This is a genomic window from Paenibacillus sp. JL3B1040 (assembly GCF_057063165.1).
Genome location: NZ_CM169317.1, coordinates 4,950,967 through 4,974,689, shown reverse-complemented (window position 1 = coordinate 4,974,689; position 23,723 = coordinate 4,950,967). Strand labels below are relative to the sequence as shown.

The 23,723-nt window shown below is 53.6% G+C and carries 15 protein-coding genes; 12 read left to right on the top strand and 3 right to left on the bottom strand.

The window, feature by feature from the left end; genetic code table 11:
• Positions 1-95: 95 nt before the first annotated feature.
• Positions 96-4,871: a polysaccharide lyase family 8 super-sandwich domain-containing protein gene (locus ACZF99_RS22835; RefSeq protein ID WP_483607236.1), complete on the bottom strand. Its 4,776-nt coding sequence runs from the start codon at positions 4,869-4,871 to the stop codon at positions 96-98.
• A gap of 392 nt (positions 4,872-5,263) precedes the next feature.
• Entirely contained in the window at positions 5,264-7,594 is a 2,331-nt protein-coding gene (locus tag ACZF99_RS22830; RefSeq protein ID WP_483607235.1) for a helix-turn-helix domain-containing protein, read from the bottom strand.
• A 271-nt stretch (positions 7,595-7,865) separates the two neighbouring features.
• Here ACZF99_RS22830 and ACZF99_RS22825 point away from each other — a divergent pair, with 271 nt between their 5' ends.
• From ACZF99_RS22825 to ACZF99_RS22800, 6 genes are all read left to right on the top strand, one after another.
• Positions 7,866-8,804: an ABC transporter permease gene (locus tag ACZF99_RS22825; RefSeq protein WP_483607234.1), complete on the top strand. Its 939-nt coding sequence runs from the start codon at positions 7,866-7,868 to the stop codon at positions 8,802-8,804.
• Positions 8,805-8,841: 37 nt separating this feature from the next.
• Positions 8,842-9,720, top strand: a complete 879-nt coding sequence (locus ACZF99_RS22820; RefSeq protein ID WP_483607233.1) for a carbohydrate ABC transporter permease — start codon at positions 8,842-8,844, stop codon at positions 9,718-9,720.
• A gap of 482 nt (positions 9,721-10,202) precedes the next feature.
• Complete coding sequence (locus ACZF99_RS22815; RefSeq protein ID WP_483607232.1) at positions 10,203-11,747, top strand: DUF3502 domain-containing protein; 1,545 nt, start codon at positions 10,203-10,205, stop codon at positions 11,745-11,747.
• Positions 11,748-11,764: 17 nt separating this feature from the next.
• Entirely contained in the window at positions 11,765-12,811 is a 1,047-nt protein-coding gene (locus ACZF99_RS22810; RefSeq protein ID WP_483607231.1) for a glycoside hydrolase family 130 protein, read from the top strand.
• A gap of 233 nt (positions 12,812-13,044) precedes the next feature.
• The gene (locus ACZF99_RS22805) at positions 13,045-14,139 is read left to right on the top strand and encodes a glycosyltransferase (protein WP_483607230.1); all 1,095 of its coding nucleotides are present in this window, start codon (positions 13,045-13,047) and stop codon (positions 14,137-14,139) included.
• Positions 14,136-14,753, top strand: coding sequence for a glycerol-3-phosphate acyltransferase (locus ACZF99_RS22800; protein WP_483607229.1), 618 nt, complete (start codon positions 14,136-14,138; stop codon positions 14,751-14,753). Before ACZF99_RS22805 ends, ACZF99_RS22800 begins: the two co-directional genes overlap by 4 nt.
• Positions 14,754-14,782: 29 nt before the next feature.
• Here ACZF99_RS22800 and ACZF99_RS22795 read toward each other — a convergent pair whose 3' ends face one another.
• Positions 14,783-15,376, bottom strand: coding sequence for a Uma2 family endonuclease (locus ACZF99_RS22795; protein ID WP_483607228.1), 594 nt, complete (start codon positions 15,374-15,376; stop codon positions 14,783-14,785).
• A 237-nt stretch (positions 15,377-15,613) separates the two neighbouring features.
• Between ACZF99_RS22795 and ACZF99_RS22790 the strand changes: the two genes are divergently transcribed.
• From ACZF99_RS22790 to ACZF99_RS22765, 6 genes are all read left to right on the top strand, one after another.
• Positions 15,614-16,207 (top strand): TVP38/TMEM64 family protein, encoded by a 594-nt coding sequence (locus ACZF99_RS22790; protein WP_483612910.1) that lies wholly within the window; start codon positions 15,614-15,616, stop codon positions 16,205-16,207.
• A gap of 294 nt (positions 16,208-16,501) precedes the next feature.
• Complete coding sequence (locus ACZF99_RS22785) at positions 16,502-18,205, top strand: sensor histidine kinase (protein ID WP_483607227.1); 1,704 nt, start codon at positions 16,502-16,504, stop codon at positions 18,203-18,205.
• An 86-nt stretch (positions 18,206-18,291) separates the two neighbouring features.
• Entirely contained in the window at positions 18,292-19,866 is a 1,575-nt protein-coding gene (locus ACZF99_RS22780; protein ID WP_483607226.1) for a response regulator, read from the top strand.
• A 212-nt stretch (positions 19,867-20,078) separates the two neighbouring features.
• The gene (locus tag ACZF99_RS22775; RefSeq protein ID WP_483607225.1) at positions 20,079-20,999 is read left to right on the top strand and encodes an ABC transporter permease; all 921 of its coding nucleotides are present in this window, start codon (positions 20,079-20,081) and stop codon (positions 20,997-20,999) included.
• Between the two features lie 83 nt (positions 21,000-21,082).
• The gene (locus tag ACZF99_RS22770) at positions 21,083-22,018 is read left to right on the top strand and encodes a carbohydrate ABC transporter permease (RefSeq protein WP_483607224.1); all 936 of its coding nucleotides are present in this window, start codon (positions 21,083-21,085) and stop codon (positions 22,016-22,018) included.
• A 74-nt stretch (positions 22,019-22,092) separates the two neighbouring features.
• Complete coding sequence (locus ACZF99_RS22765; RefSeq protein WP_483607223.1) at positions 22,093-23,682, top strand: DUF3502 domain-containing protein; 1,590 nt, start codon at positions 22,093-22,095, stop codon at positions 23,680-23,682.
• The last annotated feature ends 41 nt before the right edge of the window (positions 23,683-23,723 follow it).

The window sequence follows — 23,723 nt, the reverse complement described above, 5'->3', positions numbered from 1 at the left end:
TCCCGATAGCGGAAGCTCGCGGAGATACTGCAAAAAAGCAGGCACAGCATGAGGAACAAATCCGTTCCTGCGCTGTGCCTGCTGTTATTTAAGTTTTACTGTTCCAATATCCGAACCAATAGGGTTACCGCTTCCGCCCGGGTCGCAGTATCGTTTGGAATGAATTTATTGTCGCCGCGGCCGCTCATGATGCCCAGCTTGTGGACCGCCTCAATTGCGCCTTTCGCCCAATTCGGAATGTTCTGATCGTCCGCGAAGCCGGTCGTTGCGTCTGCTTCAGCAGACAGCCTAAGCCCTCTAGCGCTCATCGCCGCCATTTCCGCTCGGGTAATCCGCTCATTCGGCCGGAAGCTGCTGTCCGCGTACCCGCTCACAATGCCTGCTTCAACCGCATTCGCGATATCTTGCTTCGCCCATCCGCCGATTTTGGCCTCGTCCGTAAACGTAGTCGCGGTACCTGCTCCCTCCAGCTTAAGCGCCTTGGTCAGCATGACCGTAAATTCGGCGCGGGTAATGGCGGCATTCGGTTTGAACGATCCGTCCGGATAACCGCTGACAAGCTTCATGCCCGCCGCGCTCAGGATGGCGTTCTGCGCCCAATGTCCCGCGATGTCTGTGAACGATGGCGCCGGTGCGTTCGGTTCGCCGCTATCGTCCTTCTTCTCGCCAACAGCCATGACCGCAAACTTGGTGAAGTGGTCCACCTCTGCCGTAATTCGATCGCCATTCACGACACCGCCGATTTCAATCCACATTTTCTTGGCTTCGTCATAGTAGAAGATGGCGACTCTTTGATTGTCCCCTACGAGAGATGGATTGAACTTCATCGAGATGACGATCGGCTTATTGAAGTTGCCGGTCGTATTTTTCGTCAACTCAAAAACGTTGCTGACGAGCGTTTCCTTAGCGAATACGAGATTTGCCGTACTGCGCAGCTTCTCGATCTCGATGCGCAGATCCTGCTCCGCTGTCCCCGCGCTTATTGTAAGAATAAGTTCTTTATCGAGGCTGACCTCTCCGGCCCGTCCGCTCGGAATAAGAATGCTGCCGTTCGTCGATTCGATGACGGAAGTATCATTGCCATAACCAGTGTCGTTGCTGCCGCTGACCGGTGTCTCCGGTTGCGGATCTTTCGGCGTCTCCGGTTGCGGAGCCATTGGCATCGCCGTCACGGCTTTGGAGAACTTGCTTTCACCTCCCGGACCTACGGCTTTCACCGAAAACGCGTATCGCGTTCCGTTCGTTAGACCGGTTACGGTGTATGCAGTTTCCGTTACGTTCGCCTGCACTTGCTCCCAATCGGCCGGGTCAACCGGAGCCGCAGCCCCTGTATACTTGTAAACGACATAGTGATCCGCTCCAGCCACGGCATCCCAACTCAGCGAAACTTTCCGGTCGTCCGCCAAGCCGGCAAGATGAACCGGGGCTGCCGGAACCTGCGACAAGGTCGAATTCGGCGTCGCCGTAACGGCATTGGAGAAGTCGCTTTCGCCTCTCGCATCTGCGGCTTTCACCGCAAACGCATAGCTCATCCCGTTCGTCAATCCGGTTACCGTATATGTGGCATCCGTTACGCTGGCTTGAACCAGTTGCCAGTTGCTCGGGTTGGCCGGCGCCGCCATGCCTTCATATTGGTATACGGAATAGGTGACGCTTTCCGGCGAAGCGTCCCATCTTAAGGTTACGGATTGGTCGCCGGACGCCGCCGTCAAGTTCGCGGGCGGAGCCGGAACAGATGCCCCATCCGGTGATGGGATCACTTCGTTCGACGGCGCGGACGAGGCCGATTCCCATGTGGCGTTCCTTGCGATCACCGTAAAGGTATACGCTGTACCGTTCGTCAATCCGGTGACGGTGATCGGGCTGCCCGAACCTTCCGCCGTCGCAACAGCTACTCCGTTTGCCCACGCGGTTACCTGATAACCCGTAATTTCGCTTCCGCCGTTATGGATCGGTGCGGTAAAGCTTACCTCGGCGGACCCGTCATGACCGACGGCATGCACGTCGGTAGGTGTATCCGGGGCGGTAGCAAGAGCCGAATATACTTTAAGTTCCCAGAGGGAGTAGCCGTATGTGGTCCCTCTTTTCGTGCCATACATCTGAACGTATCTTGCATTCACGGGTGCGAAGGAGATTTTGTCGATTCCGCCGTCCCCGGTTGTGGTGCTGTAAACGGTCGTCCAATTCTTTGCGTCGTCGGAAACCTGAAGTTGGTACTCCTTACCGTACGCGCTTTCCCAATGCAGTTCGACCTCCTGAATGGACTTGCTGGCGCCAAGGTCGACGTAGATCCACTGCGGATCGGAGTAGTTAGATCCCCAACGGGTGTTGAGTGAGCCGTCAACCGCATTTTCGGGCCTCACGTCCGCGGCTTTGGACGAGCTTGCCGTTACCGGCCTGCCTTCGGCAAGATTGGGCGGTACTGCTTCGTATACGTTAAATTCTTTGAGGGAGTATCCATTTCCGGCGCCTTGCTGAACGCCCTGCATCCGGACGTATCTGGCAGTGACCGGACTGAAAGCGATGTCGTCGATTCCACCGTTCCCCGTCGTCGTCGAGTAAATATCCGTCCAGTCAACAGCGTCGTTCGATACCTGGATTTTATAACTCTTCCCGTACGCGTTCTCCCATTTTAACCTAACTTGATTGATCGAATATTGATTTTGCAAATCAACATAAATCCATTCATGATCCGAATCGTTTGAACTCCAATACGAGGTTCTGTAAAGATCCGTGGCATTCGAGGCAAAATGGTTGTCTTTGCTGGATGAAGCGACCGCGCCTTTACTGTAAGCGAGATCGAATCCGCTGTCGTCAATGGATTCTCCTTCATTCAAAGTCATGCTTCGGCCGGTGAACGTATCTTTGCCGAGCCTGAAGCTTGTCGTGGATGTTGTTCCATTTCGATCCAGCGTCACGTTTACCGTGATCCCCGGTGTTTCGGGGTTGGCGACTGAAATACGGATGGGTGCCGTGGATTCGTCAATGATCACCAAGGCGGGTTGATCAACGGTAACCGTCAAACCGTCTCTCACCCTCACCGTCCCGGGTTGATAGAACAGCAACTCCGCAATTCCCAGAGATTGATGCCGCACAGCCTGGATGGATGATGTATTCGAAAGGATGCTTACCGGGTTGTCGCTCGCGTAGTTGCTGACTTCATCCGCATTTTTGTTCGGCAATACAATGTATTGGTAGGATGCGTTTGCGGGTTTCACGCCATGATCGAGCCAAATCGAAAAAACCGGTTTGGTCATCGGATCCGTTGAACTTCCCGAGATGAGGTCGCTCCATTTTCCGGTTTTTGTCTCTCGTTGTACTTGAAACTCCGTTGGATTCGGGAATACATAACCGATGTTATCGTTATAAGCCCAGCGTCCGGTAGTTTGCATCGTTCCGTCCGCGATCGGATGGCCATCTACGAGAACTTCTCCTACCGCTTGACTTTGGTTCAATGTCGTGTGAATCGGCGCGGCATTCGTCGAAGCGATTCCTGCGCCAAGCGCCACCATTTCATCATCGAAGAAAAAATAACCTTTTTTTCCACTCGTACTCAGCTTGTTGAAATCAAATGCGGTGGCCCCATAACGTTCATTGGTTACCCCGCCTACAAAGGTTTTCGGATTGTTGAAATTGCCGTCTTTCGTGAGTGTGTACGGAGCCGTCGTGCCGGGGACGTGAGCCCAATCCATTAAAGGGTAAACCGGTCTGTATTCGTCACCGGTTCTCTGAATGGCGGTGGCTCCTTGGGGCGTCCAATACAACAGGTTGTAACCGCTGGGGTTAATCGTTCTCCATTCGCCGCCTTTAACCGTGCTGGAGGCCATCTTGACCGTAATTCCGTAGTCAGTTCGCATATGGGAGGAGACAAGCGTCTGCCATTGCGTCATATTGCTCAATTCCAGTCCGTTGCTCGTGTTCGTGCCGATCATGCGAATATTGTCAAGGAAACTTGCAAACTCCGCAGCCCGCTTCGGATTGGCCGTCAGCATCCATTGCATCGGATCTTCATAGAAGGTCAAAGCCGCGCTCGCATAATCCGGCCAATCCGGTCCGTTCATCCCCATGCCCAGATCGGCAACATCGCCCTTCACGAGATACCTTGTGCCGTCCAACAAGTAGGACGATAACGAATCAATCGCCGCCTCGCTGTAGGAGAACACGGTGCCCGAGGTAATGTAGGCCCAGAACGACATATCTCTGGCGAAGCTTCTCCCATAGCCCGTCGTATAATTCGTTTTGCCATGCATGAAGAAAGACATGTCCGACTGGATTCCCGTCACCGTCGTCGTCACATTCGACAGGATGTTGAACGCATCCACGGCGTTCCGAACGATCTGGGCGTCTTCCAGCAATAAGCCGCGGTACATATAATTTTGATTGTACCAGGACGAATTCGCTCCATCGACCGTGTGAGGGCTGCTGTCCAACGTATCGATAATATTGGAGACTTGGGTTGCCGTTAAATCACCTTCACAGAGAAGCGCAATTTTCTCCAGCCTTAGCTGTTTGCCGATTCCGGTCTCCCACCAATTGGTTGAAGTCGGCTTTACCGTGAACCAATAATCCAGTGCCTTTTGAATCCCCTCTAACAGCTCGGGGTTACGATAGTATGGATCACTCGGGTCGGCAAATGCCTGTGCCATCGACTGCATCCGGTCTAAGGCAAGGTAGGGCGACCAACCTCTCCCATTGGCAGCGGAAGTTGTGCTCTTGTAATCGACATCTCCCCAGCTTCCATCCGGGTTTTGACTGGATAAGTAAGTGCCCGCCTTGGATTTGAAGGTCCATTCGACCCGACCGTTCGTTCCGTCGTTGATGATGTCTCTAGAGATGTAATAATCAACCATGCGCTGTTTCATCAATTTCATATCCGCGATCTCTTGAGAAGCATTCGTCTGCCCGGGAGTGCTCGCCGATACGGGGGAGTATAAAAATAGGGACGATATCATGGAACAAACAACAAAAAGACAGATCCACCTCTTTACAAACCTTTGATTTGGGTTAGCCATCCACATGACCCCCTTTGTTTAACTAAAACTCAAAAAGTTGATGACAGCGCTTTCCGAATTGTCTTGTTCTCCTTTCATCGGGACCGGCATCACATCGGCGTCCCGTTATTTGTGTCGTAACCTTTCCAAGCCCCCGCTGCAGCGACAATTCCGGCAAGCTCCAATTTTTCCTGCAAGCGCAGATTTACGGACTTCCCAAAAACAACACATTTTCAAAAACTAACGATTTTTGTGGATGGACAACCTGTATTTCACGTTGATTTCATGTCCTTCTTATGCGCTCTCCGATACTGAGCCGGAGTCATTCCGTACGCCTTCTTAAAGACGGAGTAAAAGGTATTTAAAGAGGAAAACCCATAATTTTGGATGATCGGTTCAATCGGCGAATCGGAAGTCAGCAACTCGCGGCAAATCAAATCCAGCCGTCTTTCCGAAATCGTGTCCGTGATCGATCGGTTCGTTTCCGCTTTGTATAAGCTACGCAGATAGTTTACGGACAACCCCAGCTCATCGGCCAGCATTTTAGAGGAGAGGTTAGGATCGTTTAACCGTTCTCCGATCAGACGCTCCACCTGCTCGATCAGCACCGCGTTCCTGGACAGGCTGCGAGCAGCCGAGATGTCCTCCAACGTTTTGTCCAGCAGCTTTTCCATCCAGAGGGCAACGTTTTCAAGCGTCTCCAGCCGAATGATCTGATTTTCGAGCGAGGTCAATCCCCATGAGCTAGGCAGCGGCTGATGCAATTGATCCTGCATCAACCGGCGCATATCGCTAAACAAAGCGATCAGCGACATTTTACACTCAAAATAGGGCAGCTCCCTCAGCGTTTCTACGGCAAAAGCCATAATCTGCAGTACCGTATCCCGGTTCCCTTTCTGGATCGCTTGCGACAATTGGCGCTCCTTCTCCAGCGGAAGATGGAACAGTACGCCGGGGGCGCCCGACAACTGGCTCTTCAGAATCATCGCGCCGTGTCCAAACCGGAATCGCTCCTGCGTTAATTCGTAGGTCTCCAAATACACTTCGCGCATGTCGGTCAGGCTATGGAGCGTTCTGCCCCAGGCCACGGTCGTCCCGATCGACAAGTACTGTTGCAGCAGTTCCTGTGATCCGCGCAGCTTGTCCGCAAAATCGGGGGACAATGCTGCCGCCGACAGGATTACGGCGATATGGTCGTTCCCCATATCGACGGTTTGCAGCCGGTGATCCGAGGCATGCAGCGACTCCTGAATAATATTCGCCATCGCGAAGCGGAGCAGTCGGCGGTCTTTCTCCGAATACATCTCCGTAAACTCCGGAAAGCGGTCAATCCGAAAGATTGCAACGGACAAATGGGTCTCCGGCAGATCGATCTCCCACTCCTTGAAATGCCTGCGGATTTCAGCGGGGGAACCGGCTTCGTCGCCTAAAAATTCGCGCAAAAACCGCTCCTTGCCGAGAATTTTGTTGTGCCGCCAATGCTCGGTCAATTCATCGATCTGTTCTTTTTGCGCCGTAAAGACACTGGATAAATAATCAAGCTCGGTTCCCGACTTTCGTTCCTCTAGCTGCTCGGCCCGATACTGCCGCATGACACTGCTGACCAATTCCTGAATGGGGGAGTATACCCGTTTGGAGATCAGGATGATGACGGTTAGCGAGGCAACGAACAGGCCTAGAAACAGGGATAGGCTGATGTTGCGGAGCATGGAAATCCGGCCCAGAATGACCGCCTTCGGGATGCTCTCCATGAACGTCCAGTCTTGTATCCCTTTGATCGAAGTTGTCGAGTAAACCATCAGTTGCTCTTCTTGATCATGGGGTTTAAACAACTCCCAGCCGCTCTTTCTTAGCTCGCCCTGACGGCTAAGCTCCAAAACTTGCTCGCCGCTAAGGCGGGCGGTGCTGAACACTTCTTCATTCCGATCATTGAACACCGTAACTTGCCGGTTGGGATAGTTCGAATTGTTCTGAAGCAAGTTCATTAATTTATCGGTATCTATATTCATGACGAAGGCGGAAATGGAACTGCCCTTTTCGTACAGCCTGATGATGGTAATGACATCTTTTGCCGCTTCACCGCTGAGGGGGAGCGTCAGTGTCCGGGGTAAGGGAACGGCCCGGTCCGCCAGCTTCGAATCGCGCAGCCGCTCCAAAATATCCTGATCGTAAAAAGCAGCGGCGTCATTGAGGCCTAGCCGGGAATCGACCACCGTGTCGGTGTAGTCGTTGATCAAGTAGACGGAATCGATCGCGGGGTTGGCGTTCTTGATTTCCCCCAGCCGGTTCCATACGTTATAAGTCTCAAAATCCGTGTAATGATCGGAAAGCGCGTACACTTTCAGGTCGCTGTCGTTGCTTGAGGCGAAGCTGTAATCCAAGGACCATTCCATGAGTCCGGCTGTATTTCGAGCGCTATTCAGCAGAAGCGATTCGGAATGATCGCCGATTTCCTTCAGCAGCGTTCTTGACGACTGCCAGTACAGCAGCAGGAAGGAGATGGCCAGGACGAGCACATTCGCGCCGACAAAATAAAAAATGATTTTCATGTAGGTTGGATGCTTCTTGAATGAAGCGAGGAGCGGAAAGTTGAATTTCGACATGCCTTAACCCCCGTTACTTCTCTCTCTTTGCCAAAGAGGTAGCATTAAAGTGCAGACTTATTGTAGCATATTGCGGATTTCCGTCAGCAAAATCGTTCCTTTTTGGAAAAGTGATGCTTTTGGGAAAAGGCGAAATTCGCGTTTGCGGGAAGAATCCGAGTTTGCCGGAATTGTCTTCCCGACCCGGGGCTTGTTATGGTGGCGACATCGGACCGCAGATAGCCAAAATACCGGAAACCGATTTTAGACACACAAGGGAGGACTTGAAACCATGCAGTACGATCGAAACAAAGGGAGAGGATCCAAACTAAAACATATCGCTCGAAATCCTTTCCTTTACGTGATGGCTGTTCCCGGCCTGCTGTTTTTCCTCGTATTCAGTTATCTTCCCATCTACGGGATCACGATTGCATTCAAGGATTATGACTTCTCCAAAGGGATCACGGGAAGCGAGTGGGTCGGCTTCAAAAACTTCGACTATTTCTTCACCTCGGACGATTTTTGGACCGTCTTGCGCAACACTTTGGTGCTAAACGTGCTGTTTATCTTCTTTACGACAGTCGCCGCCGTGCTTATCGCGCTAATGTTCAATGAAATTCGCAACAAGTATTTTAAGAGGATCTCGCAATCCCTCATCTTCCTGCCTTATTTCATGTCCTGGATCGTCGTCGGGATGATTGTTCAGTCCATGTTCGGCGGGGAAGAGCCGATGCTTAACACTTGGCTGCAAAATATCGGCATGGAACCGGTCAACTGGATGTTTGAGTCGAGGTTGTGGCCTGCCATTCTAACCGTGATTCGGGTCTGGCAAGGAGCGGGATATCTTTCGATTATATTCCTGGCGGCGATTACCGGTATTCCGGAGGATTTGTATGAGGCGGCTCGCATCGACGGAGCCTCCAAGCTGCAGATTATGTTCCGCATCACCTTGCCGTTGCTGGTGCCGACCATCATGATCATGACGCTGCTCGCTGTAGGCAAGATTTTCAACGGGGATTTTGCGATGATCTACGCCATTATCGGGGACAACTCCCTGCTGTATCCGACAACCGACGTTATCGATACCTTCGTGTTCCGCTCGATGCGACAATTGCACGATTTCGGGATGTCCTCGGCGGTCGGGCTGTTCCAATCGGTGATGGGCCTGATTTTCGTGCTCGTTGCTAACGGGGTAACCCGCAAGGTATCCAAAGAATCCGCACTATTTTAGAGGTTGTTGAACGCACACTTTTCTAGGAGGCAAAACGATGAGACAGAGTGTTTCGGACCGGATTTTTTCGGTGACCGCTTATACGATCATTCTATTGTTCACCCTATTCTGTCTGTTCCCCTTTCTGCTGATGGTCATCGGTTCTTTCACCGATGAGGGCGAACTGATCGCGCATGGGTATACCTTATTTCCGCAAAAGTTTTCTTTGGCCGCGTACGAAGCGGTGTTTCAGTCCGATGTCTTGTTCAGCGGCTACCGAGTGACGGTTCTGGTCACCGCCGTCGGGGCGCTAAGCGCGCTTTGCATCTCGGCCATGCTGGCCTATTCGTTGGCGAACAAACGGAATGTCTTGCGGACGCCTTTCCTGCTCTTCTGCTATCTGCCGATGTTGTTCTCGGGAGGCATCATTCCGTTTTATATCGTTGTCAGCCAGTGGCTGCATTTGCAAAATACCGTCTGGGTGCTTATTCTTACACTGTTATGCCAGCCTTTTCTCGTCTTTCTGCTGGTCAGCTTCTTCCGCACCGTTCCCGAGGAACTGGAGGAAGCCGCCCGGATCGACGGGGCCAACGAAATGAGAATTTTCTTCCAGATCATCCTGCCGATCTCGAAGCCGATTCTGGCTTCCGTCGGCCTGTTCTATGCCTTGAACTATTGGAATGACTGGTTTATGGGACTTATGTTCGTGGATAATGAAAAATTGTTTCCGCTGCAGTTGATTTTGCGTCGAATGGTATCCAATATGGAGGCCGCGAAAAACCTGATTCCTTCAGGCGCAGCCATCGCGATCACGCCTCCGACTTACGGCGTGCGCATGGCAACGACCGTTCTGACGATCGGACCCATTATTCTGCTGTATCCGATGCTGCAGAAATACTTTGTCAAGGGCCTCACGGTAGGAGCCGTGAAAGGGTAACCGAAGATTCCGGCATTAACCGGAATCTTCCGGTTAAGCATAGATGAATGATTTAAAGAGGTTGTTCGAAAAGTCGTCTTCCCATGACGAAGTATTTCAGGGAGAGGATTGGACGTCGAATCTTGAATTCAGCCTGGCCTAAGCGGATGCTTCCGAAGTGTTTCCTGTGGAAACATTTCAGTTGCTCACGTAGCCTCCAGCAAGCTAACGGACACCAGAAACGCTATTGCCCGCTTTTGGGCAGTTTCCGATTCTAACGGACCGAGGAGAGCTTATTTCGGTCAAAAGCGGCTAAATGGCCGCCATGAGAGACCAATAAAGTCTCTGGAGTCCGTTACAGCGGGAAATAGCCGGGAAATGGGTAAATAAGGTCATTACGGTCCGTTACGCAGCCGTGCTACAGGGCGTTTCTAGCTTCATTCAATCTTCTCGGTCCTAGAAACCCGACTTTTTGAACACACAATTAAAAGGAGGTTAACAAAATGAAATTCAAAAAAAGGTTTGGCACAATCATGGCTACCGTACTGGCCTCAACGCTGCTGCTGGCCGGTTGCGGAGGCAACGGCGGAAATGCGGAGCCGGGTGATGCGAATAGGGGCAATGCGAATACGGGGGCAGGCTCCGCTTCCAATGCTCCGAAAGAAATCGTGGAGTTGAAGGCCTATCTTCCGGGGGATAAACCGGTCGGTTTCGATGAGGTGCTGCAGGCTGTCAATGACAAATTAAAAACGGACAACGTCGGCGCCTCACTGAATATCAACTTCCTCCCATGGTCGGATTACGGCAACACGGTAGCGGTTAAAATGTCCGCCGGCGAGGATTTCGACATGTACCTGGATGCGCCATGGCTGTCCATGAACCAGATGATCGCCAGCAATTCGCTCCAAACGTTGGACGCGATGGTAGAGGAGCGGCCTGACTTGAAGGCATCCATTCCCGACGAGATGTGGGAATACAACAAGTTCGGCGGCAAAATTATGGGTATCCCGCTCGGAACGACGCAAGGATCGGTATACGGCCTGCTGATCCGCAAGGACTTGCGCGAAAAATACGGGTTGCCCGAGCTGAAAACGCTGGCCGATCTGGAGAAGTTTTTGTATACGGTCAAGGAAAACGAAAAAGACATCAAACCGTTTGTCATCAACGGGATCAAAGCGGACAAATTGCCGTTTATCCTGAGCGATTCCGCCAATATGGCCCAGGATGAAGTGCTCGAAATCGGCGTCAACATGTTCGCCTATTCCACCAAAGACAAGAAAGTCGTGGGGCAATGGGAAAGCCCGATGATCGCGGACGCTTTTGAACGTGTTACCAAGTTCTATAAAGACGGGATATTGTCCAAAAACATCGCCCAGGAGCAAAATGCCGAAACGTTGTTCAAACAAGGAAAATACGCGGCCACTTATTATGCGGCCGACGGTGTGGAGGGGCTGAAATATGCGGAAATGCTGAAGGACGGAAGCGACAAGCTGGAGGTTTTCGTGCCGAACGGCGATAAAGCTAAACCGTATACCGCCTTCCAACAATGGAATTTCCTTTGCATTCCCGCGTCCTCCAAGCATGCCGATCTGGCTATGGATGTAGCCAACTGGTTGTCGATCAAGGAAAACCACGATTTGATGGAATACGGTATCCAAGGGAAGGATTGGGAGCCCGTCGGCGATTCAAGTTATAAAGTGCTTTCGAGCTATGTTTTCCCGGGCTATACGCTGACTTGGCGTCCTACGCTCAACCGTACGCCGGATACGATGATGGCGGACGACAAGAAGTGGTTTGATTTCTCCGCCGACCCGGCTAACTTTACGCTCAGCCCAACGGCAGGATTCACCTTCGACGCTGAAAAAGTGAAAACCGAATACGCCAAAATCACGCCGTTCCACGACTCTTTATTCCTGCCGCTGGCTCAAGGCGTGCTGCCTGCGGATAAAGGCAAAGCGATGTTGGAGGAGAAAATCATGGGCGTGGGGGGGCAAAAAGTCATCGATGAGATTCAAGCGCAAATCGATGCCGTGGTATCCGGCAAATGAAAAGAGGTACTTCATCTATGAATGTTAAACGCTGCGCGCAAAACCCTGTGATCCGAACGGAGGATGTTAAGCCCTCGCGCCCTGATTTTAAAGTGTTGGGAGCATTCAATGCCGGTGTTGCCCAATACAAAGACGAAACGATCCTGCTCCTTCGCGTCGCGGAAGCGCCGGTTACGGTCCGGTCCGGTGAAGTGCTGGTTCCCCGGTTAAACGAAGCGGGTACCGAGGTGATCGTGGAGCGTTATGAGGATACCGATCCGCGTTATGATTTCTCCGACTCACGCTTTGTGGCGATGGACGGACGGGTGATCATGCTTACGTCCCTCTCCCATCTCCGTGTCGCAAGAAGCAAGGACGGCGTTCATTTCGACATCGATCCGCAGCCTGCCTTGTTCCCGGAGAATGCCCTGGAAGCTTGGGGGATGGAAGATCCGCGAGTCACCCAAATCGGGGATACGTATTACATCACCTACAGTTCCGCGTCCATTCGCGGCGTTGGCGCAGGTCTGGCGGAGACGAAAGACTTCCGCACGTTCAAACGGCACGGGCTGATGCTGGCTCCCGAGAATAAAGACGTCATGCTGTTCCCGGAAAAAATCGGCGGCAAATACTACGCGCTGCACCGTCCGGTTCCGAAATCGTTCGGTGCCCCCGAGATGTGGATCGCCGAATCGCCGGACCTCTTGCATTGGGGCAACCACCGCTTCCTGATGGGCCTCAGCGAGCAAGGCTGGGATTCGGCGAGAATGGGCGGAGGCGCGGTTCCGATTCGTACGGAGCGCGGCTGGCTCGCGTTGTATCACGGGGCGGATGCCAGCCATCGATACTGTATGGGGGCGGTGCTGCTTGATCTGGAAGATCCGGGAAAAGTCATCGGGCGATCGGTTCGGCCGTTTATCGAGCCGGAAGCGGATTATGAGGTAAACGGATTTTTCGGCGGAGTCGTGTTCTCCTGCGGTGCGTTGCTGGTCGGAGATACCGTCCGCATGTATTATGGGGCGGCGGACGAAGTGATGGCGGTGGCGGATATTCCGCTGGACGACATCTTTGGCACGCTATCTTAAGATCATAATAGCGGTATGATGAGTAGAAAGAGGGTGTTCCTCAGTCATCCATGATGACTTTCGGGACGCCCTCTTCTTTTAAATCTCGCCCGGATTCATTGAAAAATCCGGGATTGTCGACTACACTAGCGGTAGTCTCTCATTCTTTTTCGGACATCTATGCTTTTACGTACATAGAATACTCATATACGTGATTTCACTTTATATCCGGCAAACGGAGAGGTGGGGCGGCAATGGGAATTTGGATCGTATGGGCATTCGGGTGTGTCGCGGGTTTTATATTGTTTCGCAAAGTCGTGTTGCCCGGTCGGGAAGAGCCGTATCGCGGCGGCGAGAAGGTGTCGGTCATCATCCCGGCGCGGAACGAAGCGGGAAATTTGCCGCAGCTGCTCGGTTCGCTGCAGCGGCAAACCTATCCACCGTACGAGATTATCGTGGTGGACGATTTTTCGGAGGATGGAACTTACGGCATTGCTGCCGGTTACGGGGCAAAAGTGATCCGAAACGAGGCATTGCCTCCCGGCTGGACGGGCAAGACTTGGGCGGTTTGGAACGGGTACCGGCAAGCTTCCGGCGATACGCTCGCCTTTCTGGATGCCGACATCCGTCTGGCGCCCCGGGCGCTGGAGTCGCTGCTGCGGGCGCGGGCCGAGACGGGAGGCGTCATTTCCGCCGTGCCGTTCCATGTTACGGAGAAGTTCTACGAACGCCTGGCGCTGATCACCAACGTCCTGGGCGTATTTGCGTTTACGTCGCCGTTTGAGCGAAACAGCCGGCAAAAGGGGCTTTACGGCTCCTGCATCGTGACGACGCGCCGCGATTACGAGGCAATCCGGGGGCATGACAGCATCCGTTCGGAGCTGCTGGACGATTTGAATCTGGGCGCGAAGTTCCGGGCGGCGGGGATCCGCGTGACCAATTTTCTCGGCGCCGGCCTTGTCTCCTTCCGCATGTATCCGAACGGGATTCACAGCGAGCTGGAGGGGTTCGGCAAAGGCGCGGTGCTGAGCACCGCCAAGCTCCGGCCGGCCACCACCCTGCTGGTTGCCGCATGGCTGCTGGGGTTGATCGCCTCGGAGAGCGTGTTGCTTCTTTGGAATACGGCATGGGTCTACCCGCTGCTGTTCGGGTATTTGCTGTACGCGGCGCAGCTCTATTTCCTGGTGCGTTACGTGGGGAAATTCGGCAAGTTCATGCCGCTGCTTCACGTATTGTCCACGGTATTCTTTCTGGTGGTGCTGCTCTATTCGGCTTATCGGGTGGCGTTTTGCGGATCGGTCGCCTGGAAAGGCCGGGACGTGCAGGTAGGAAGCAGGGGAGACCGATGATCCTTTGGCTGGCGATCGCCGAGTTCCTGTGCGGGGCGCTGATGTTTTCCTATTGGCTCGGCAAGACGGTTCGGAAAGATTTGAAGCATGTCGGGGACGGCAATCCGGGGGCGTTTAATTTGTGGCGGGCCGCCGGTTACCGTTGGGGTTTGGCGGGCATCACGCTGGATTTTCTGAAGGGGTACGTGCCGCTGGTGTTTCTGGTGGAATCGGGAACATTGAGGATGGATTACGGGTTGACGATCGTCGCCGCCGCGCCGATTCTTGGCCACGCCTTTTCGCCGTTTCTGAAATTCAGAGGGGGCAAGGCGATTGCCGTGACCTTCGGGGTTTGGAGCGCCTTGACCCGGTTCGAGGCGGCCTTGGCCTATGCGGTGATTCTGGCGGTGCTGCTGACGGCGTTTACGTTTTATAAAAAAGGGAAGTATTCGTCGAAGGAAGCGGACGGGTTCCAGGTTGTGGCCGGCATGCTGCTGTTGTCGATCTACCTCACGGTTGCGGGCTATTCGTTGGCCTTATGGGGCGTTTGGTTCATGAACCTGCTGGTGTTGGCATATACCAACCGGCAAGCGATCACGGCGTTCGCACGACAACAAGACGGCGGCGGTCCTTAAGGACCGCCGCTTTATAGATTATGATCCGTTTACCCGGGCAAATCGGCCGCCGCGTCAACGACTTGTCCCATGGTGAACGACACGCAGGGAAGCCGCTCCGAACTTACCGGCTCCTCGCGGTCAAACACGTTCAGCAACTCGTATTTGCCGTCTCCCAATACATACTGCTCCAGGGATTCATGAGCGGGATCGACAATCCAGTATTCCGGAATCCCGTAGGCAGCGTATACCCTTAACTTCTTCTGCTTGTCCCGCTTGACGGAATGGGGCGACAGAATTTCCGCGACCAGGTCGGGAATGCCTTCGATGCCCCGGCGGGTGATGATCTCGAGGTTGCTGCGGTGGATCATGATGAGATCGGGCTGGCGTACCTCGGTTTTGGACAAGATGAGATCAATCGGCGAGTCAAAGATGATATATTCTTGTTGGCAACTATTCATGAGCAGATTCTGAATTTGCGAGCTGATCGCTTGATGCTTGGGCGTCGGCGCAGGCGTCATCAACTCCAAAACACCGTTCGCCAATTCGTAGCGCTTTCCGTCATCGGGCAACCGGGCGTAATCGTCGTAGGTGGCGGGCTGCTCTTTGACGACAGGTTTATCCTTGTCATCCCGTGAATTCATAGCTTCCTCCTTAGTCCGACGTTTATTCTCAATTATACCACAGTTTCGTCAAACGCCGCTTTCGGAGAGCGATAAAGCTACTGGAGATCGGCGCCGTTGGAGGCGATTACCTGCTTGTACCAGTGGAATGGACTAGTGAATCTTGCAATTTGAAACGGCAGGGATTGTTAGGATGGCGTATAATGGGGACACGGAGAGAAGAGGTGAAGTTTATTGTCAGGCACGGAACTTGGCATGATGGATTATTTTACGGAACAAAATATAGAGCTTTTTCTGGAGCGCTTCCGCTCCATGGGACCGCTGCCCGGCATCCTGCTAACCTTCCTGAAATCGTTCGTTCCGCCGCTGCCGACGATCGTGCTCGTGGGGGCCAATGCCGCGATTTACGGGATGTGGCTGGGCTTTTTATATTCTTGGATCGGACTCGTAACCGGGAGTTTGGTGACCTTTCTGCTGATCCGCAAAGCGGCCGAAACTCCCGTCATGCTCCGCTGGGCGGCCAAACCCAAGGTGCGGAAAGCGATGATATGGGCGCGCAGGAACGGCTTCAGCTTCGTATTTCTGCTCAGCATGCTGCCGATAGGCCCGTTCGTCGTAATTAACATGGCCGCGGGACTCACGCGGATGTCGGCCGTTTCCTTCGGCGCGGCGGTAGCTTTGGGCAAGGCCGTGATGGTCTTCTGCGTGTCCTATATCGGCACGCATTTGTCCGATTTTGCCGCGCAGCCCTTCAAGCTCCTTGGTATCGCGGCGTTTATTGCAGCTTCCTTGTGGTTGAACCGGAAGATGCAGAGCTACTTCACGGCGGCCGCGGCCGAGCCTGCCGAATAGGCAGGCTTTTTCGATCAACCCCACGCTGTCTGGACGCATCGCACGATTATCCCCTTTGATCAGAACGCCGAGAAATGGACAAGAGCTCGCCTCACACCGGGCTCCTGCCCCCCTTAACGAAAGGGATAATCGTGCAAAGGCAGCAAGAGGGACATCAAGGCGCGCCCCCTATAACTCATCCTTTACCGCCTTATTCAATACTGCTTGTCCTTCCAGCTCAATCGTCTGCAACGCCCCTTCAATCGAGTTCATCAATGTATCCATATTTCACGAAAAGGGAGCCGGGCTCATCCCATGAAAAGATATATCCCCTTTACGTACAAGATGCTGATTCCTTACCTGCTGCTCGTGCTGCTGACGGATGTGATCATCGGGTACGTGTCGTATACGATGCTGATCCAGTCCCGCACGGAGATGGCCGAGACGAACATCCGGACCGGGATGGAGCAGGCCCGAAACAACATCCGCTACCAAATGGACGAAATCCAGCGGATGTCGGACACGCTGTTCGGCAATTTGGCGTTCCAGCGGGCTTTGCAGACCAGAGGAGAACCCTACGACATTTATCTCGTCATGCTCGACCAGATCGTCCCGGAAATCACCGCCCCGCTGAAGCTGTTTGGGAATGATATCCGCCTGATGTTGTATACGCTGAACAGCGAGCTCAACATCGTTTCGGGCGACAATCTGGATGAGCCGATCAAGGACAGCGATTACTACATCCTGCCGTTCGAGGACATCCAGGACAGCGCCTGGTACAAGGAATTCAAAGATTCCGAGCGGGACAACATCTGGCTGCAGATCGATACGGACCAGCGGCTCGGGAACATCTCGCATATCCGCAGGCTCGTTTCCTACAGCGGCAGTATGACCGTCATCGGCTACGTTCGCATTACCGCCTCGCTGGACGACCTGCTCGGCGACTTCTCCACTTTCCCCGTGGAGCAAGGAATCACGGTGCGTCTGACCGACGCGGCTGCAAACGGCGCCTTGCTATATCAGCGGGGCAACGCCGAAATGGGAGCGCGGCATGATGGCTACTTAAGGTTGCACGAGCCGATTCCCGGTTCGGATTTCGTGATTGAAGCGCTGGTGCCGAAAGCGTATTTGACCAAGGATGCCGGAAAGCTGCAGCGGGTGATATTTGCCGTATGCGGCCTCAGCTTCGCCGGCATGGCTTTTATCGGCTATATTGTGGCCCGGCTGTCCGGACGGAAAATGAAACGGATCGTCGGGCTCGTCCGTTCGTTCCAGGAAGGGAACTTCCAGAAGCGGATCCGCTTCTCCGGCAACGACGAATTCGTCCATATCGCCGACGCGTTTAACGTCATGGCCGCCAACATTCAAGGATTGATCAACAGTGTATACGTGCAGGGGATCCAGAAGAAACAAGCCGAGCTGGAGGCGCTGCAAGCGCAAATCAACCCGCATTTCCTCTATAATACGCTGTCCACGATCAGCAGTCTGGCCAACCTGGGCGAGACGGCCAAAGTGACCGACATGGTGCAGGGCTTGTCGCGGTTTTACCGGCTGACCTTGAACCAGGGCAGCGTGTTCACCCCGCTGGAGAGCGAACTGATGCAGGTGGAGACGTATCTCGCCATCCAGCGGGTTAAATATGCCGGCGCGTTTACCGTTCATATGGAGGTGGACCCGGATATTTTGCAGGTCCGGGTCATGAAGCTGATCCTGCAGCCGTTCGTGGAAAATACGTTTAAGCATGCCTGGTTCGGCGAATCGATCGCCATCGTTATTACGGGAAAACGGCAGGGAAACAACATCGAGCTTAAGGTGATCGACAACGGGATCGGCATGAGGCCGAAGACGGCGAACCGTCTGCTGATCGGTCCAAGCCAAAGCGGCGGCTACGGCGTTAAAAATGTCAACGAACGGATCAAACTCCGCTACGGCGACCAATACGGCATCCGCATCGCCAGCATCTATGGCGGCGGCACAACGGTCCAAATCATTCTTCCCGCGATCGGTGAATTTGTATAGGTTTTCATTGCAAACCGCGATGTTCAGGACGGGTAACGGCAAGTATGCTCGAAGTAAGGAGTATAAAACCAGAAGGAATGACGGATATGAATATCAATATGTTGCTGGTTGATGACGAGGCGGTCGATCTGGAGTGGCTGCGCCGCCGGGTATTGGGGAGCGGTTTGAATCTGCGGGTCGCGGCAACCGCCAACAACGGTTTTAATGCGCTCAAAGCGATGGAGCGGGAGCGGATCGATCTGATTCTGTCCGATATCCGCATGCCGATCATGTCGGGAATCGAATTCGCCCGCAAAGCGAAGGAAATCCATCCGGGCGTCAAAATCGTGTTCATCAGCGGCCATGAGGATTTTGAATACGCCAAGGAGGCGATCAAGATCAGCGCTTCGGGCTATTTGCTGAAGCCCGTGGAAGACCAGGAGCTCTACAAAATGCTGGGCGAGCTGTGCGCAGCGATCGAACGGGAACGGGATCAGGACCGCACGTTTACGGAGGCGCTGACCCTCGTGAATGAGGAATTGCTGCTGCGCTGGCTGAACGAGATTGTCCCGGAACAGGTAGAAGGGCATATTCGCGGGTTTCTGCAGACGATTCTCAAAACAGGAACGGCGGCGGCCCTTGTGGAGATCGACGATCTCGAATGGAAGACCTGCGATATGCCGGAGGAGGAACGGCGCGGGCAAATTCAGAAGGTGATGGCGTTCATCCGGCATTTTGCCATGGAAATGAAGCTGGGCACGTTCATCGTCAGCCAGCCGACACGGTTTATCCTGCTCGCGGCCGTACCGGAGACGACGTTTATGGAACTGCTGGAGGAGCTGATTCGAGCGGTCCGGGGGATCTCCCCGTTTTCCGTGACGGTCGGGGTGGGAGGCTACGCGTTTGACGAAGAGGGGCTGCGTTCTTCCTATCGTCATGCCCAGGCGGCGCTCAGCGCCAAATGGCTGGTCGGCAAGGACCGGCTGATCCGCGAAAGCCGGGTTCATCCCGGCGAAAGCCGATTTGCCGGCTCGCGGACGGACGACATTCTTGAGCGGATGCTGAAGGCGATACTGCACTATGATCTCGTCACGATCGACGACTGCCTGCTGGAGCTGTTTTACCACGGTTCTCCGTTGGCGCAAAAAAACGATGTTTACGATTTGATCATCCGCATCACCACCCAACTTCATGCCGACCTGCGCGAAATCAACGAGAATTTGTACGAGCTGCTGAAATGGGACTCGCACCAGCCGGTGCTGCTGTTCCAGTTCGAGACGATCCACGACATCACGTCCTGGTTGCGGAAACGGTTCTTTGAGTTGTCCGAGCTGCTGTACGTGAAGAAGCAAAAGCAAAAACGCAAGCTAATCCAGGAGATCATGTCGTACGTCGAAAGCAATCTTGAGCAAAAAACGACGCTGAAGGACGTTGCGGCCCATTTCGATTTTACGCCGAACTATCTCGGCTATTTGTTCAAGGAAGAGACGGGGCGGCATTTCAGCGACTATCTGAACGAGCTCAAAACAAAACGGATCTGCGAGCTGCTCACCGATCCGACGCTGAAAATCTATGAGATCGCCGAGCGGATGGGCTATAAGAACATCATCTACTTCAACCGGCAATTCAAGCAGGCGACCGGGATGACCCCCGGAGAATACCGGAAAGCCCATAAAATCTGAGCGGAAGCTTAAAGCTAACTTTTGTGCGCCTATAATTCAGGTTTGCCCGACCTCGTCTCGCCGTATCTTAACGGTAGGCGGGGTCCTTTATTTTCGGTATGGTTTGGCATCGTGGAATTTGTATTAGTTTTTGTTGTTTCCCTGAATCCCGGAAGTAAGCGCTCTCCTCTATACTGAAGGGTATAGAGACAACCAAGAGGGGAGTTCGAAACATGAAGCGAAGCGGATTTTGGGACGACGTGAAGAAATATAAAGTTCTGCTGCTCATGCTGACGCCGGCCGTCCTGTTCTTCTTGCTGTTCGCCTACGTGCCGATGGCGGGAATCGTCCTGGCTTTCAAACAATACAACTACACGGGCGGGGTGTTCGGAAGCCCCTGGAACGGGCTCGACAACTTCCGGTTTTTCTTTGACTCCGGGGACGCCTGGCGCGTAACCCGCAACACGGCTTTGTATAATATCGCGTTTATCGTGTTGAACAACGCGGTACAAATTTTTGCGGCGATCCTGCTGTTCGAGGTGGCCAACAAATGGTTCCGCAAAATTACGCAAACGGTGATGTTCCTGCCCTATTTCATTTCCTGGGTCGTCGTCGGCGCGATCGCCTATAACCTGTTTAACTACGACTACGGAACGCTGAACGTGCTCCTGAACGCGATCGGGCTGGAGTCGATCGACATTTACAACACGGCCGCCTATTGGCCGGTGATCCTCATCGTAGTGTCGGCGTGGAAAACGCTGGGTTACGGGACGATCATGTACCTGGCCGCCATCACGAGCATCGATACGGAGATGTACGAAGCGGCCGAGATCGACGGCGCCAACGTGTTCCAACGGATTCGCAAAATTACGATTCCGAACCTCTATCCGACGGTGATTATTTTAGTGCTGCTGGCCATCGGGAACATTTTTCGCGGGGATTTCGGAATGTTCTATAACATGGTCGGCAACAACGGATTATTGTTCTCCTCGACCGATGTCATCGACACCTTCGTGTTCCGGATGCTCACGACCTCGAACGAGATCGGGATGTCCGCCGCGGCGGGATTTTACCAGTCCATTCTGGGCTTCGCAACGATTATGCTGGCCAACTATGCCGTACGCAAATACGACAAGGACCGCGCTTTGTTCTAGAAGGCGTGCAGGCGGCTAGCTCCCCTAGCTCCCCTAGCTACCGGATGATCCAACACGATTGAAACGAGTGGAGGTTAACGCTGATGAGTACGATGGCACCCAACTTGCAGCCGGCCGCTAAGCCGGAGGCCCGAAAACGCAAATCGATCGACCGTCTGCTGCTGCAGATGATCGGCTACGTTGCTTTGACTTTGCTGGCGGTCTTTTGTCTCTTTCCTTTCATCCTGGTGATATCTTCCTCCTTGACGGAGGAGAGTAAAATCATCGAGGACGGATTCCAAATCATCCCGACCGCGTTCTCGCTGGAAGCCTACGGCATCCTGTTCGAGTATCCGCAGGAAATGCTGAAGGCGTACGGCGTGACGATTACCGTCACCCTGCTGGGCACGCTGTTCGGGTTGTTCCTGACCTCGATGACGGCGTACGTGCTGGCGCGCAAAGATTTCAAGTGGCGCAGCCACTTCTCGTTTTTCTTCTTCTTCACCACGCTGTTCAGCGGCGGGCTTGTGCCTTGGTACCTGCTGATCGTGAATTACCTCGATCTGAAGGATACGCTGATCGTGCTGATTCTGCCGATGCTGATGAACGTCTTCTACATTATCGTGATGAAATCGTTCATGAGCAGCATCCCGGAGGCGATTATCGAGTCGGCGAAAATCGACGGGGCGGGCGATTTCCAGATCTATATGCGGTTCGTGATTCCGCTGTCGAAGCCGGCGCTGGCCACCATCGGGCTGTTTATCGCCCTGGGCTACTGGAACGACTGGTATAACGCGCTCTTGTTCATCTCCGATGCCGACCTGATGCCGCTGCAATACTATCTGTACCGCTTGCTCGGCAACATGGATGGGATGCGCAAGGCGATGATGGCGGCGGGAGCCGTCGTCTCCTCGGATATCCCGACGGAGAGTCTGAAGATGGCCATGACGATCGTGGCGACCGGCCCGATCATGATCGCTTATCCGTTCATTCAACGTTACTTTGTGCAAGGTTTGACGATTGGCGCGGTCAAAGGATAACCTCGGGGAAACCCGGTTGTCATATAAGGGTAGTTCTTATTCTCTCCATTCTAAATTTAGGGGGTACTTCAGTCATGAAACCGAAAAAGAAAGCAATGTTTCTTTTGACCCTGGTATTGGCGCTGGCCGCTTTGCTGTCCGCCTGCGGCGGCGGGAACAAGAACGCGGGCGGCAGCAGCAATACGCCGGACGCGGCGGCTCCGAACAATGCGGCAGCCCATACCGCAAGCGAAGGGGCGGTCGATACGTCCCAAGAGGTTAAACTGAAGCTTTTGATGCTCGGCACCAAGCCGACGGATTATGATGAAGTGTATGGCGAGCTTAACAAGCTGCTGAAAGAGAGAATCAACGCGACGGTAGAGGCCGAATTCCTTGATTGGGCGGACTGGCAGCAGAAATACCCGTTGAAATTCGCCGCCAACGAAGATTTTGACATCGCTTACACCGCGAACTGGGCTTTCTACAACGACCAGGTGCTGAAGGGCGGATTCCTGGAGCTGACCGACGAAATGCTGCAGAAGTACGCGCCGAAGACTTGGGAAGCCATGCCGCAGGCCTCCTGGGATCAAGCCAAAGTAAACGGCAAGCTGTACATGGTGCCGAACCACAACCAGGAAGTGACCGATAAGGTCGTTTTGATCCGCGAAGACCTGCGCAAGAAATACAACCTGGACCCGGTGAACAGCCCGGAAACCTACGCCGCCTACTTGAAAGCGATCGGTGCGAACGAAAAGGGCATCAGCCCGTTTGGAGCCAAACCGGCCGACGGCTGGAAATGGCACGAGCTCGACCAGATTTTAGTGGAGCAGCAAAACGAATGGAACCTGGTCGACTTCAACTTCCCGCTCGCTTATAAAATGGACGATGCGGCGGGAAAAGTGTTCAACGTCTACGATACGCCGGAATTTACCGAATTGCTGAAGTACTATAAAGACTTGGCCGACAACAACGGCTGGTCCAAAAACATCGTAAGCAATAAAAACGACGTGTTCCAGGACATTAAAGCCGGGAAAACTTCTTCTTATTCGCATAATCTGGGTACGATCTCCAGCAATATCGGTGAAATCCGCCGCGATAAACCGGAGATGGAAGTCACGGTGGCCGATCTGACGCCGGACAAGAAAAAAATCGGGGGGATCTCCACGCAAAACGGGATGGCGATTCATGCGACATCCAAAAACGCGGAACGTTCGCTAATGCTGATCGACCTGCTGCAAAATGACAAGGAAATCCATGATCTGTCGATGTACGGAATTGCCGGCAAACATTACGAACCGGTTGGCGACGACAAATACAGTCCCGGTCCAAGCGTTAACAACTATAACTTTTCGGCGTATTCCGTTTGGGGTTGGAACTCGCTGCTGAACCGCACCGACGCTTCCTATCCGGAAGAAGGCAATCAAATGTCGGATGACTGGCAGTCCAAAGTGTACCATTTCCCGCTGGAAACCTTCGTGTTTGACGATACCAAAGTGAAGAACGAAGTCGCGAACGTAGGCAACGTCATGCTGCGTTACGCGATCCCGCTGGAATACGGCCTGATCAAAGACCTGGAGAAAGGTCAAGCCGACCTGAACAAGCAGTTGAAAGCGGCCGGTCTGGATAAAATTCAACAAGAGCTGCAGAGCCAAATCGACGCATTCCTTGCCGCTCAATCCCAATAAGCAGGCTTAGGCGAAAGGAGGGAACGCCTGTCCCCTCCTTT